Genomic DNA, 14261 nt, shown 5'->3' on the forward strand with positions numbered 1-14261 from the left:
AATGGATTACAGAGTATTGACCGAAGCAGAGCGTAAATACACCTTCAGCCAAAGTCAGCAGCTCTCTATGCAGACCGGTCTTATCGGATATTTGAGAGCCGACTTCGGTTCTAACGGGAACGAGTTTTGGACGACTTGGAACGATTTCAGAAAAGACTTGAAAACCGATGAATTTAAGGCTGAATTTGATGAAGTCATAAACGGATTGCGTGACGGCGATGTTTTGTCCGGCAGAAAGGCTATGTCCTCTTACTGTTATTCCACTCCCGACAGCTCCTTTAATGATGACTGCAACCACTACGGCATCCGTCTTGATACGGGAAAGTACAGCTATCTTATGAGATTTAACCCCAACAGGGGCGAGTACAATCTGTACTGCTATTGCTATCAGAAAGAGTGGCTAAATGCCCACTTGAAAAACGCTGAGCGAGGTATCCGATTTATCAACCCGCACTATCAGGAGCAGTTTCGCATTGCGGACGGAGAAAAAATCTCAATCAAGCTCGGCGACGGCAAAACAATGGAGAGAACTTGCAGATATATCGACGACTACCATTTGGAGGTCGGCACAAATCTCTACCATATCTGCGAATTTGCCGAGCTTTGCGAGAGAAACGGTCATACCGTAGAACCAGCCGCAAAAGAAAACACGAAATCCGCAAAGGACAAAGAAAAAACACGATAAGGAGGTGCAGACGAGGTGGCAAGAAAATTTGACCTGATTTCAGAGCTGTATGAAAGAACCTGTTTTGCAGTTACAGACAATCCGGTAAACTGGCAATCGTTTCTGAAAACAGCAGGCAGAAATTTCAGGCTCCGATTTGATGAACAGCTTCTCATTTATGCCCAAAGACCCGACGCAACAGCCGTGCTTGAAATCGAACGATGGAACGGTACTTTCGGTCGCTGGGTAAACCGAGGAGCAAAGGGTATTGCCGTATTTGAGGACACAGACAGAAGCCGTCAAAGGCTGATTCATTACTTTGATATATCGGACACCCACGAAAGTCGACATTCCCGCCCTGTTCCGATTTGGGAGATGAGACCCGAATATGAAGCAGAAGTTATTGAAACACTTGAAAATACTTTCGGTGCGGTAAACGATACAACGAGTATTGAAAATGTCGTCAAAGAGAGCATTGCCAATGCCGTTGAGGATAACATCGCAGACTATATCTCCGACTTTATGAGTTTGGGTGCAGGAAGCGATATTGAGTATTTGTCTGCCGACGAAGCAAATGCCTTGTATTTGGAGCTTGTCAGAAACAGCGTATCATATATGGTTATGGCACGATTGGGACTGAACGCAGACAAGGTCTATTCTCCCGATGACTTTGCCGGTATTTCAAGTTTTAATTCACAGGAAGTTCTCAATGCGGTGGGTATTGCTACAAGCGACATTGCAGAAATGGCGTTGCTCCCTGTCAGCAGAACAATCAGCACGCTCAGCAAGGAAAATCGCATAATTGATGAACAGGAGCAATCCGAATACAATAAAGACATCAAAGACGAAAGGAGTCAAAGCGATGAGCGAAATCACATACACGATGGTGGGAGATTACAATCTTCCGAACCTGAAACTGCCGGAGCAGACGGAAGTGACTCTCGGCAGATGGTCGCAGATGAGGAGAACTTATCTGAAGGAACATCACAAAATCCTGTACTACAATCTTCTGACGAAAGGGATTCTGAACAGTCACTTGGCGGAGGTTCAGCAGAGAGCCAGCGAACTGGAGGAAACTCTCGTGAAGCAGATGGCACAGAAAGCCGGGCTGACGGAGCAGATGAAAGCGGAAGATATGATGAAGTGGGTTCGCCTGATGAACAACATCAGGAACTCGGCACAGGAAATCGTGAAGAATCAGGTAATATTCGCTTAGAGTATTACGACAGAAACCACGAGGACAAGAGCCTGCCGTTTTTCGGTGGCGATGATACTATCCGAGAGATACTCGGTACTACCCCGCATTTGTCCGCTTCAAAGGAAGAAATCAAAGACTTCTATGAGAGAAATACGGACAATGCGACCCGTACCGAATATATCAAGGGTATCTTCAATAACGACTACACCCGGCTTACCTTAAACGACGGCAGGCTTGTGGGATACAAAACATTTCAGAATGTCCTCCACTTGTGGGAGGGTGAATACGAAAACAGAACCGCTCAGAGTTTCTACGACTGGGGCGTTATCGCACAGCATTTTGAAGCAATGAGACTTTTGGGAGAATTGACCGATACAATGAAACCGATTCCGTCTATGGACGGTCAGTTGACTCTCATTATGGGAAATCAGGCAGAGGAACAAAAAACCTCTGCCTTTACTTTTTCTCAGGAAATCATAGACGCTGTATTGACCCGTGGAAGCGGAGTTTCCGAGGGTAAAATGCGTATCTATGAGCAGTTTGAAAAGAGCATTTCCGCAAAAGAGAACGCCGACTTCTTGAAAAACGAATACGGTTGGGGCGGCTCTTATCCGGTCATCATCGGTGCAGGCATTGACGAACAGCACGACGGAAAAGGTATCACAATTTCAAAAGGTATCGGAAGCGACAAGCCGCACATTACTCTTTCTTGGTCTCAGGTGGAAAAGCGTATCGGAGACCTTATCCGTATGGACAGATACCTAAACCCAAAGGAAAAAGAAAAGTACCCTGAATGGCTTGAAAAGCAGGAAGAACGGCGAGCCGAGCTTGCAGAGCAGAGAAAAAACCGTGAGATACTTTCTACCGCACCGCCTGAACCTGAAAACAAAGAGGACGAGCCGGAAGCGCAGTATGAATATCATCTCGGCGACAGCGTGTATATTGGGGCTTCTCAGTATGAGATTTTGTCCTTTGATGAAAACCGTGTAATGCTCTATGACTTCGATATGCCCTTATTCAACAAGGAACTTTCAAGGGAAGAATTTGACCGCAAAGTGCGTGAAAATCCGATGAACGACCACTTGAAGGTCAGTGTATTACCGGCGGAAGAAAAAACCGTTACAGGCGAAAATAAAGCTCAAAACGATACTGAAACCGTACCGGATTTCAGTCCGAAAACCGGTTATGACGACGCCTTCTTTATTGACCGGGACAATGAAAGTGTAACTTGGATGTACTATAACCCCGACAGCAATGCCGGAGGTCAGTATGTTACAAATACTCTTTCTTTTGACGAGATACAGCAAGTCGCACGGGAGTATGACTCGGCAGAGGATTTCTTTGATTATCTCGGTAGCATTGCAAATCAGGAGCTTGCCGATGTAGGTACGGAATGGTTTGTGGACGCAGACCGAGAATTTCACAGGACACCGGATTTGACCGACTGTACCTCTGCCACAATGGAAGCTCTTATTGAAAACACTGAAAGAGCTGATATGGTGGCAACAAATATCGGGAATGTACCGATTGAGGATTACAGAGAAATCGTTGCTACTCAAAACGGTTTTGACAGCGATGAGGAAATGTATAACGAGGGTGTTCGTATCGGCAACGGTTACGACAAAGAGCCTGAACCGATTGTCCCCGCTTGGGAGCAAAAGAAAAAGTCAAAAGTAAAGAGCTTTGACCTCCACCCGGATATTCCTATGTCCGAACGACACAACTTTGACCTTGCCAATAATCAGGTTGAAGAAGTGAACAAGAAAGAACGCTTCCACCGAAACTATGCAGCAATAAAAGTCCTGAGAGATTGTCAAAACGAAAACCGTTTTGCAACACCTGACGAGCAGAAAATCTTGTCGAGATATGTCGGTTGGGGCGGTATTCCCGAAGCCTTCGACGAACGAGCAGGAGCTTGGCATACAGAGTATGCAATGCTGAAAAACATCCTGACGCCGGAGGAATATGCGTCGGCAAGAGAAAGCACACTGACTGCATTTTACACTCCGCCCGAAGTATCTACCGCCATTTACAAGGTGTTGGAACAGATGGGATTTCAGGAGGGCAACCTGCTTGAGCCGTCCTGCGGTATCGGTAATTTCATCGGTATGCTGCCCAAGTCAATGGAAAACGCAAAGGTTTACGGTGTTGAGCTTGATACCATTTCAGCCGGTATCGCTCAGCAGCTTTATCAGAAATCTTCCATTGCGGCACAGGGCTTTGAGGAAGTAAATGTCCCCGACAGCTTCTTTGACGGCATTATCGGCAATGTGCCTTTCGGAGATTTCAAAGTCTCCGATAAACGATACGACAAGTACAATTTCTTAATCCACGATTATTTCTTTGCAAAATCGCTTGATAAGTTACGCCCCGGCGGTGTGATGGCTCTTGTGACAAGCAAAGGAACTATGGACAAGGAAAACTCCAATGTGCGTAAATATATCGCACAGAGGGCGGAGCTTCTCGGAGCAATCAGACTTCCGAACGACACCTTCAAAGGTAATGCCGGGACAGAGGTCGTATCCGATATTCTGTTTCTGCAAAAGCGAGACAGACTCATAGATATTGAGCCGGATTGGGTTCATCTTGACACCGACGAAAACGGTATAAGGATGAACTCATATTTTGTTCAGCACCCGGAAATGATACTCGGCGAAATGAAAATGGTAAGCGGTCGCTTCGGACCGGAAGCAACCTGTGAACCGTTTGAAAATGCCGACCTTTCGGAGCTTTTGAACGAAGCAGTCTCAAACATTCACGGAGAAATCTCCGAATACGAGGTTGCCGACGAACTGGAGGAAGAAGATAATTCTATCCCGGCAGACCCTATGGTAAGGAACTTCTCTTACACTGTTTTAGACGATAAAATCTATTTCCGTGAGAACTCCCGTATGTCCCCGGTGGAGGTATCTGCAACCGCTGAGAACCGCATTAAGGGTATGATTGGGATAAGAGATTGCGTCCGTAACTTGATTGAACTGCAAACCGAGGATTACCCGGACAGCGAAATCAAACAGGCACAGGATAAGCTGAACACACTGTATGACAGCTTTACAAAGAAGTACGGACTGATTAACAGCCGTGCCAATACTTCTGCCTTTTCCGACGACAGCTCCTATGCTCTGCTCTCCGCTCTTGAGGTTATCAATGAAGATGGCGAACTGGAACGCAAGGCGGATATGTTCTTCAAAAGGACGATTAAACCGCACAAGCCGGTAACGGAGGTTGACACCGCAGACGAGGCTCTCGCTGTCTCTATGGGCGAAAAAGCAGCCATTGATATGGAATATATGATGGAGTTGTCCGGCAAAAGTGAGGAGGAATTATTCGCTGACTTAAAGGGTGTAATCTTCTTAAATCCCCTTTATGAGTACGGTAATTCCTATGAGCCGAAGTATCTGATGGCAGACGAATATCTGTCGGGCAATGTTCGTGAGAAGCTGGCGACAGCCAAAAGGTCTGCGGCACTGTATCCCGAAGATTACACCGTCAATGTGCAGGCACTTGAAAAGGTGCAGCCAAAGGATTTGACGGCAAGCGAGATTTCCGTAAGGCTCGGTGCGACTTGGATACCGCCCGAAATATTCCAACAGTTTATGTTTGAGTTTCTCGACACCCCACGCTATGCACAATGGAATATCAAGGTTCACTACTCTCAGTTTACCGGCGAATGGAACATTGAGGGAAAGAGCTACGACCGTTCCAATGTAAAAGCGTACAGCACATACGGTACTTCCCGCATCAACGCATATAAGATAATTGAGGAAACACTGAACCTGAAAGATGTCCGAATCTTTGACTATATCGAAGATGAGGAAGGCAGAAAGAAAGCCGTTCTCAATAAAAAAGAGACGGCAATCGCACAGGCAAAGCAGGAACTCATAAAGCAGGGCTTTCAGGACTGGATATGGGCTGACCCTGCCCGCCGAGAAAAACTCACGAAGATGTATAACGAAAAGTTCAACAGTATAAGACCCCGTGAGTACGACGGAAGCCACATTGTTTTCAACGGTATGAACCCGGAAATCGAACTCCGTGAACATCAGAAAAATGCGGTTGCACACATTCTGTACGGCGGTAATACGCTGTTAGCACACGCAGTCGGTGCGGGCAAGACCTTTGAAATGGTAGCCGCCGCTATGGAGTCCAAACGACTGGGACTTTGCAATAAGTCGCTGTTCGTAGTGCCAAATCACTTAACCGAGCAATGGGCGGCGGAGTTCTTACAACTCTATCCGGCGGCGAATATTCTCGTAGCGACAAAGCGAGATTTTGAGACAAAGAACCGCAAAAAGTTCTGCGGTCGAATTGCCACGGGAGATTATGACGCCGTAATCATCGGTCATTCTCAGTTTGAGAAAATCCCGATGTCCATTGAAAGACAGAGGGCAATTCTTGAGCAGCAGCTTGAAGAACTGACAGACGGTATTATGGATTTGAAGCGAAACCGTGGAGAAAACTTCTCCATTAAACAGCTTGAAAAGTCTAAAAAGTCCGTGAAACAAAAGCTGGAAAAGCTCAACGACCAAAGCCGAAAGGACGATGTTGTTACCTTTGAAGAACTCGGTGTGGACAGGCTTTTTATTGACGAGAGTCATTATTACAAGAACCTCTATCTTTACACCAAAATGCGTAATGTGGGCGGTATCGCTCAAACGGAAGCACAGAAATCCTCCGACCTGTTTATGAAGTGCCGATACCTTGACGAGCTTACAGGCGGTCGAGGAACGGTATTTGCAACCGGTACTCCTATCTCAAACAGTATGGTGGAGCTATATACCATTCAGCGATACTTGCAGTACAACACGCTTGTCAAAAACAACTTGCAGCACTTCGACTCGTGGGCAAGTACCTTTGGAGAGACTGTAACAGCCGTTGAGCTTACCCCGGAGGGAACGGGTTACAGAGCGAAAACCCGCTTTGCGAAATTCTACAACCTACCGGAGCTTATGGCGATGTTTAAGGAGGTCGCCGACATCAAGACGGCGGATATGCTGGAACTGCCTGTGCCGGAAGCACACTTCCACAATGTTGCGGTCAAGCCTTCGGAAATGCAGAAAGAGATGGTTGCTTCCCTTGCGGAACGAGCCGAGAAAGTCCGTGGCGGCGGTGTAGATTCGAGTGTAGATAATATGCTTAAAATTACAAACGACGGCAGGAAGTTAGCACTTGACCAGCGTATGCTTAACGATATGCTGCCTGATTTTGAGGGCAGTAAAATCAACGCCTGCGTCGATAACATCTACCGTATTTGGGAGGAAACAGCCGATAAAAAATCGGCACAGCTTGTGTTCTGCGACCTCTCAACTCCAAAGAATGACGGAACATTCTCGGTATATAACGACATCAGAAAGAAGCTCATAGAGCGTGGTGTCCCCGAAAGCGAAGTCCGCTTTATCCACGAAGCAGATACCGATGTGAAGAAAAAAGAACTGTTCCAAAAGACCCGTAAAGGCGAGGTCAGAGTGCTTCTCGGCTCTACGCAAAAGATGGGAGCCGGCACGAATGTTCAGGACAGACTTATCGCACTTCACGATGTGGATTGCCCGTGGAGACCGTCAGACTTGGAGCAGCGTTCCGGTCGAATTATCCGTCAGGGTAACTCAAATCCTGATGTAGATATTTACCGCTATGTAACGGAGCAGACCTTTGACGCATATCTCTATCAGCTTGTAGAGGGAAAGCAAAAGTTCGCCAGTCAGATTATGACGAGCAAATCCCCGGTGCGTTCTGCCGAGGATATTGATGAAACCGCCCTTTCCTATGCAGAGATTAAAATGCTTGCCACCGGCAACCCGTATATTAAGGAGAAGATGGATTTGGACATTCAAGTTCAAAAGCTGAAGCTCTTAAAATCCAACTTTCTATCTGAAAAATACGCTTTGGAAGATAAGATAATCAAATATTATCCGCAGCGAATTACAGCTTTGGAAAACCGTATTGAAGGATTGAAGCAAGATGTAGAAACTGCGAAACAGCACCCGAAACCAACGGACGACCGATTTGTCGGTATGGAGGTTAAGGGTGTTTTTTATTCCGAAAAAGCCGACGCCGGTAAAGCAATCATTGAAGCCTGCAAGCAGATGAACAGCCCCGACCCTATTCCTCTCGGCAAGTACCGAGGGTTTGAAACGGAACTGCTTTTTAATACCGCAGAGCGAAATTATGAGGTTCGACTGAAAGGTGCGACAAGCAGAAATGTTCCTCTCGGTGATGACGCACACGGCAATATTATCCGTCTTGATAACGGCATTGAGAGATTTGCCGAGAGCTTGTCGCTTGCGGAAAATGACCTTGAGAACACCACAAATCAGTTGGAAACCGCAAAGAAAGAAGTCCAAAAACCGTTTATCCAAGAGGAAGAACTAAAGACAAAGCTTGCCCGCTTGGACGAGCTGAATATCTTGCTCAATATGGATAAGCGAGAAAACGAAATTGTCGGCGGCGAACCCGATGAGGGCGAAGTGCCGAACACACGAAAGGAGAAAACCTATGAACGATAAAATGACACCCGATAAGGAAAGAGAAAACTGCCCTTGCAGAAAAGCAATCATTAACCCTTTTGACGCAATGATGATGGTTGTGGTCAGGAGACTTGATAAAGCATATCTCGAATTGAAAAGAAGCAAACCGCCCGCAAAGGAAGCAGAATTTGCCCTTAGAAATGCAAAGCTTTCTTTCTACGGAGAGTTGGTTCGACAGAGCATTGAAACGGTGTTTTCGCCGGAAGAAATCATTGCTTTGTATGAAAACGACGACCTTGCGGGAGGTGCTTGGACTGTTTGGAATGACATCGGCTGCCCTGTTGATAAGATACTCATTATCATTGCAAAGCTCAGTATCAACGAACCGATACAGAAAGCGGTTGCCGATTTGCTGATGTAGAACGGCGGTGATAATTATGCCGTATATTGCACCGGAAGTCATAACCGAAGCCAAACGAATGGATTTATTAACCTATCTTAGAGAGTATGAACCGGGCGAGCTTGTTAAATTTTCAAGTAACACCTACACCACAAGAACCCACGACAGCTTGAAGATTTCCAACGGCAAATGGATGTGGTGGTCGAGAGGTATCGGGGGCAAATCTGCCCTCGATTACCTTATCAAAGTCCGTGGAATGGATTTTGTGGAGGCGGTTCAGACCATTATGGGAAACGGTTCAGTCAGCTTTCCGACTTGTGAAAACATCAAAAGTTATGAGAACCAGCCTTTGCTTCTGCCTGAAAAAAGCCCCACTACCGATGTGGTATTTGATTATCTTTTCGGGCGTGGGATTGATTATGAAATTATCAACTACTGCTTGGAACAGAAGCTAATCATCGAGTCGCTCCCATATCATAATGCTGTTTTTATCGGCTATGACGAGAACAAAGAACCTAAATACGCCGCATACAGAGCAACAAATCAATCAAGAATTATGGGCGACTGCACCGGAAGCAAAAAGCAATATTCTTTCCGCCTGACTGCCGAGAACACCGGAGAGGTTCATCTTTTTGAGTGTGCCATTGACCTGCTTTCCTATGCAACTTTGATGAAGCTGGAGGGCAAAGACTGGCGACAGTTTAACCTTGTTTCTCTTGCGGGAGTGTATTCCCCAAAGCAGAAAATCGAGGACTCGAAAGTGCCTGTTACACTCGGCAGGCTGCTTGAAAAGGACAAAACAATCAGGCGAATTGTTCTTCATTTGGACAATGATATTGCCGGAAGAAAAGCGACCAAAGCGTTGCAGACGATTCTTTCAGATAAGTATGAAGTCGTTGACGACCCTCCCCAATATGGGAAAGATGTCAACGACTTTCTTTGTAAACGCTTGGGAATAAAAGATAAAACCGAAAGGAGTTTTGCACGATGAAACTAAAAGAAATCAGAGAAATGTACCCGGAGGGAACGCAGATTGTACTCACTGAAATGGCTGGCGAAAGTCAAATGCCCTACGGTCTGAAAGGAACGGTTAAATTCGTTGACGACGCCGGACAGATTCATATGAGTTGGGAAAACGGAAGCTCCCTCGCCTTGAATATTAACGAGGATACCTTTGAAAAGGTAGAAGCACCTGAGAAGATTTCCGTCATTCTTGTTGAGCCGGGCAGGTATCCGAAGCTCATTGAAATCGAGGATACGCTTGAAGCAATGCAGTCTCTTGTGGAGGGAGATATTGAAGAATATATGCCCTTTGAGGACGAAGTTGCCATCATCTGCAACGATGAAGGAAAGATGAACGGCTTGCCGTTGAACAGGGCAGTTTATTCCGAGCCTGAGAATGTTGAGATGAGTTATCCGCAGTTGAAAGCTCATTTCCGGCAGGCAGAAAAAGAAAGAAACCACACGACCGGATATATTGTTTTTACGGATGACAGCTTTGACAAGCCTTACACAGAGGAACAAAGAACCTATGTTGTCAGCAGTAACAATAAGGCTTTCATTGAGGGTATGGGAGGATATTCTATCTATGCTTCTTCCCTTGACGGCTCGGATAAATGTGTGCGACTGGAAGCGTATATGGCTGATGAACACGGCGGCAAGGATGGTTGGAAGATTGAAAAATGTTATGTGAAAGACGACAGCAACCGTGAAATGCTCGACATTATTGCCGGCAAGTTCTTCATTGCATACGCACCGATTGAGTCGGAAAAGTTCCTCAGTATGCCGAAAGAACTGGCTCGTAAGTACGAGGAAAAGTTCAAATACCCGGAGAGATTTTATAAGTCCTTGGACGGTATTGAAGCAAAGCCGTATAAGCCTGTCTCAAAGGATATGGAGAGATAAGAGTCAATCTATGGGGCAACCCTGAGTGTCTGCATAATCTTAGCGAGCAGACCATTTATGGACAGGAATGTCCAAAACGGTACACTCGTTAGGGGTTGCCCCTAATACCCCAAGCAAGAAAGGAGCATAAGCTTTGCGGGAGATAGTATTGGTCGCCGCCGGGTTACTCATCGGCGGCTTTTTCGGAGTAACAACAATGTGCCTGTTTCAGATAAACCGGGACAGACACTATATTTACAGAAAGGACAGCGATAAAAATGAGCAAGAGAAACATTGAAAAGCACATTCTGATGAACAAGGCAGAAGCTCAGGATTTGCAGAAAAAAGCAAAGCGGGCGTGTCTTTCCGAAGGCGGACTTATCCGTTTGCTTCTCAGAGGATACGAGCCGAGAGAAAAGCCCGATGAAAGATTTTACGATGTTATGCGTGAGCTTTCCGCTATCGGCAACAACATCAATCAGCTTGCGGCGAAAGCAAACACCCTCGGATTTGTGGACGCACCGCAGCTCAAAAAGGAAGCCGAGCGTTGGCACAAGTTTCAGGCTGATGTGGAGCGTACTTTTTTAAGACCCGATAAGAGCGATATGAAATGGCAGTAAGTAAATTGTGGTCGGTCACATCAAGGCTCGGTCAGGTAATCGACTATGCCGCCAATCCCGAAAAGACGGCGGCAGACATTTACACCGAGGAACAGTATCAGGCTCTCCGTGATGTTCTCAGCTATGCAAAGGACGAAGAAAAAACCGAGCGTGAGTTTTTCGTAGAGGGTATCAACTGCAACCCTGCGACCGCAAGAGACCAGTTTATATCTGTAAAAAAAGCATACGGCAAAGACGACGGCATTCAAGCCTATCACGGATACCTGAGCTTTAAGGAACAGGACATATCCCCGGAGCTTGCACAGAAAATCGGAATGGAATTTGCAAACGAAGTGTGGGGCAAAAGATTTCAGGTGGTGGTTACTACTCATCTGAACACGAAACACCTGCACTGTCATTATGTAATAAACTCCGTTTCCTTTGTGGACGGCAAGCGGTTATGGGGCGACGAAAAAGCGTGGTTCAAGTTTCGTTTGGTTGCCGACTGCCTTTGTGAAAAGTACGGACTGTATTACAATCCGAACCCAAACCGCAGTAAGCAATCCTCTTATTACTACAAGCAGGAACAAGCCGGTATGCCGAGCCGATATTCAATGACCCGTGACGCCATTGATGAAGCGATTGCACACAGCACCAACTTAAAGACCTTTGATTATATCCTGACTCAGATGGGCTATGAACATTGTCTCAGCGACAGTCGAAAGTATTGGACGATTGTCCCGAAAGGATACAAGAAGCCGATACGACTTAAATCACTCGGAGAGAATTATACCGAGGACGCAATCAAGCGTAGGCTGACGGAAAATCAAAAGGTTCTTATCGTTCCTTTTGCAAAGGAAACGGTAAGAGTCAGGCAGTACCGAATGCCCACAAGAGAACACAAAGTCAAAAAGGTCGGCGGACTGTATGGGCTGTATCTGCATTACTGCTATAAGCTGGGTTATCTGCCGAAGTACAAAAAACAGAATACCGCAAGGCTTCACTATCTTTTGAAAGAAGATTTGCTGAAGCTCGACAAAATCACTCAGGAGACAAGGCTGCTTGGACGGGAGAACATTTCTACCGACGAGCAGCTTTTCTCATATAAAGAGTCCGTGTTGTCGCAAATCAAATCCTTGACTGACGATAGAACGCACCTGCGAAAACAGTTAAGAAGAAATTTGAGTGACGATGAGCTATCAAATGTCAAAGAGCAGATTACGGCAATCACGAGCAAGCTGTGGACTCTCCGCAAAGAGGTCGGTCTTTGTGATGACATAGCCGAAAGGTCAAAGGTTATTGAAGCCAACCTTGAAACGGTAAGAGTTTACGAAGAAAAACAAGAACGAAAGGAGCAGAACCGTAATGACAAACGGAGGTGATGCGGCAGAACAGGTCGTCAGGCTATCGCTTGAAGGCTTTGAAGTAGCCGCAAAATTAAGCGGAGCGGCAGCAAAGAATATTGCCGTTCTTTTAGTCTCTGTTCTCAAACAGGAACAGAAAACAAAAGGCAAGGCTCGACTTACTAATATGATTAAGTCGGGCAAGGAGCTGAAGGTGTTTTCTATCCCCAACAAGGACTTGAAGAAGTTTACCGAGCAGGCAAAACGCTACGGCGTTCTCTACTGCGTACTCAGGGATAAAAACACAAAGGGCGATAATGTCCCGATTGATATTATTGCCCGTGCAGAGGACGCTTCCAAAATTCAGAGAATCGTTGAGAGATTTGAACTCGGTAAAGTTGATAAGGCTGCGATTGTCACCGAGTCTCAGAAGGCTGTCGAAAAGCGTGAAGCTTTGGAGAAAGACAAGCCGACGAAAACCAAAAACGAAATCATCACTGAGGAAGCCGTCAGAAAACCTATTCAGAAAGAGGGGTATTCCCAGTCAAACCCCACAGTCGCCAAAACGGACAAAAACCCTCCGTCAAGGCACGACTCCGAGCCGGTAGATATGCAAACTGATAAGGGTACTGTAAGCGACAGACAGAGAAAGCCGTCGGTAAAAGCAAAGCTTGACCGATATAAGGCACAGTCCAAGCAGCAGAAAGAAGCAGAACGCAAAGAGCCGGAGGTATCAAAGCCGGAAGTCAAGAACGCCCCGGCACAGACCGTACACCAGCAGCCGAAACCTAAAAGCAAAAATGTGAAAGAGAGGTAATCACAATGACAAACAATTTTACCCCTGCTAAGGCAGGACAGCAGAGCAAACGACTTTCCAAAGAGGAATATGCCGAGAAGATGAAGGCTGAAAAAGAAGCCGTATATCAGATGGCGGACGACACCGCAAAGGCGATTGTTTCCGACCCGGAAAAGTTCAAAGCCTTCCTTGATACGCAGAGCCGTCTTGACAGATACTCTGCGGTCAACGCACTTCTGATTTTCAAGCAGCTTCCCGAAGCAAGCCAGCTTAAAAACTTTGATGACTGGAGCAAAGATAATGTGAAAATTCAGAAAGGTGCGAAAAGCATTTCCATTCTTGAACCTGTCGAGTATGCAAAGAAAGACGGTACGACCGGCATTTCCTACAATGTGAAAAAGGTCTTTGATGTTTCGCAGACCAACGGCAAAAGACCGCCTGCACCGACTGTCAACCGTGACCCGAAAGCACTCATTACCGTTATGCTGGATTCTTCCCCGGTTGAAGTGGAAGCAACAAATGAGCTTCCGTATCCCAATATGGCGGCGTTTTATAACAACGAGGAACAGACCTTGTATGTAAAGCGTGATGTGGGAGACAGCGTAGCGGTCGCTCAGTGCGTAGCACAGGAGCTTGGCCACGCACAGCTCTCTATCAACAGCGACAGTTACAGCAGAGCGGATATGGGCTTTCAGGCAGTATGTATCGGCTATATGCTTTGCAAAAAGTACGGCGTCGATACACAGAATTTTGCTATCAACCGTATCCCTGAAAAGCTCGCCGGCAAAGAGCCGAAGGACATTCGCTATGAGCTTTCCAAAACGAGAAACGCAATGGCGGATATTCACTCCCGTGTTTCCGATGAGCTTTACAAGAAAAAGCAGGAACGAAGCAAAGACTACGAAAGATAAGG

General features: G+C 46.3%; 10 protein-coding genes. All 10 read left to right on the plus strand.

The features are described 5' to 3' along the window. The first annotated feature begins 1 nt into the window (after position 1). Positions 2–685, plus strand: a complete 684-nt coding sequence (locus KGMB01110_RS07885) for a hypothetical protein (RefSeq protein WP_015573070.1) — start codon at positions 2–4, stop codon at positions 683–685. A 15-nt stretch (positions 686–700) separates the two neighbouring features. Continuing rightward, positions 701–8365: an N-6 DNA methylase gene (locus KGMB01110_RS16015; protein ID WP_102364677.1), complete on the plus strand. Its 7665-nt coding sequence runs from the start codon at positions 701–703 to the stop codon at positions 8363–8365. Next, positions 8355–8747, plus strand: a complete 393-nt coding sequence (locus KGMB01110_RS07895) for a hypothetical protein (RefSeq protein ID WP_014635901.1) — start codon at positions 8355–8357, stop codon at positions 8745–8747. The genes KGMB01110_RS16015 and KGMB01110_RS07895 overlap by 11 nt, the downstream gene beginning before the upstream one ends. 16 nt (positions 8748–8763) lie before the next feature. Beyond that, the gene (locus KGMB01110_RS07900; RefSeq protein ID WP_024721691.1) at positions 8764–9717 is read left to right on the plus strand and encodes a DUF3991 and TOPRIM domain-containing protein; all 954 of its coding nucleotides are present in this window, start codon (positions 8764–8766) and stop codon (positions 9715–9717) included. Next, positions 9714–10631, plus strand: coding sequence for a DUF3846 domain-containing protein (locus KGMB01110_RS07905; protein WP_102364678.1), 918 nt, complete (start codon positions 9714–9716; stop codon positions 10629–10631). The genes KGMB01110_RS07900 and KGMB01110_RS07905 overlap by 4 nt, the downstream gene beginning before the upstream one ends. A gap of 148 nt (positions 10632–10779) precedes the next feature. Beyond that, positions 10780–10908, plus strand: coding sequence for a DUF3789 domain-containing protein (locus tag KGMB01110_RS07910; protein WP_242989553.1), 129 nt, complete (start codon positions 10780–10782; stop codon positions 10906–10908). Next, positions 10889–11230, plus strand: a complete 342-nt coding sequence (locus tag KGMB01110_RS07915; protein ID WP_024721689.1) for a plasmid mobilization protein — start codon at positions 10889–10891, stop codon at positions 11228–11230. The genes KGMB01110_RS07910 and KGMB01110_RS07915 overlap by 20 nt, the downstream gene beginning before the upstream one ends. After that, positions 11221–12591, plus strand: coding sequence for a relaxase/mobilization nuclease domain-containing protein (locus tag KGMB01110_RS07920; protein WP_024721688.1), 1371 nt, complete (start codon positions 11221–11223; stop codon positions 12589–12591). The genes KGMB01110_RS07915 and KGMB01110_RS07920 overlap by 10 nt, the downstream gene beginning before the upstream one ends. After that, positions 12575–13369, plus strand: coding sequence for a PcfB family protein (locus KGMB01110_RS07925; RefSeq protein WP_003525219.1), 795 nt, complete (start codon positions 12575–12577; stop codon positions 13367–13369). The genes KGMB01110_RS07920 and KGMB01110_RS07925 overlap by 17 nt, the downstream gene beginning before the upstream one ends. A gap of 5 nt (positions 13370–13374) precedes the next feature. Then, positions 13375–14259, plus strand: a complete 885-nt coding sequence (locus KGMB01110_RS07930; RefSeq protein ID WP_015573064.1) for a hypothetical protein — start codon at positions 13375–13377, stop codon at positions 14257–14259. The last annotated feature ends 2 nt before the right edge of the window (positions 14260–14261 follow it).

It is taken from the genome of Mediterraneibacter butyricigenes, from assembly GCF_003574295.1.
GTDB lineage: Bacteria > Bacillota > Clostridia > Lachnospirales > Lachnospiraceae > Mediterraneibacter_A > Mediterraneibacter_A butyricigenes.

Coding starts and splice junctions, on each gene's coding strand:
- KGMB01110_RS07920 (WP_024721688.1), top strand. CDS start 11,221: ATGGCAGTAAGTAAATTGTGGTCGGTCACATCAAGGCTCGGTCAGGTA.
- KGMB01110_RS07900 (WP_024721691.1), top strand. CDS start 8,764: ATGCCGTATATTGCACCGGAAGTCATAACCGAAGCCAAACGAATGGAT.
- KGMB01110_RS07925 (WP_003525219.1), top strand. CDS start 12,575: ATGACAAACGGAGGTGATGCGGCAGAACAGGTCGTCAGGCTATCGCTT.
- KGMB01110_RS07905 (WP_102364678.1), top strand. CDS start 9,714: ATGAAACTAAAAGAAATCAGAGAAATGTACCCGGAGGGAACGCAGATT.
- KGMB01110_RS07895 (WP_014635901.1), top strand. CDS start 8,355: ATGAACGATAAAATGACACCCGATAAGGAAAGAGAAAACTGCCCTTGC.
- KGMB01110_RS07930 (WP_015573064.1), top strand. CDS start 13,375: ATGACAAACAATTTTACCCCTGCTAAGGCAGGACAGCAGAGCAAACGA.
- KGMB01110_RS07885 (WP_015573070.1), top strand. CDS start 2: ATGGATTACAGAGTATTGACCGAAGCAGAGCGTAAATACACCTTCAGC.
- KGMB01110_RS07915 (WP_024721689.1), top strand. CDS start 10,889: ATGAGCAAGAGAAACATTGAAAAGCACATTCTGATGAACAAGGCAGAA.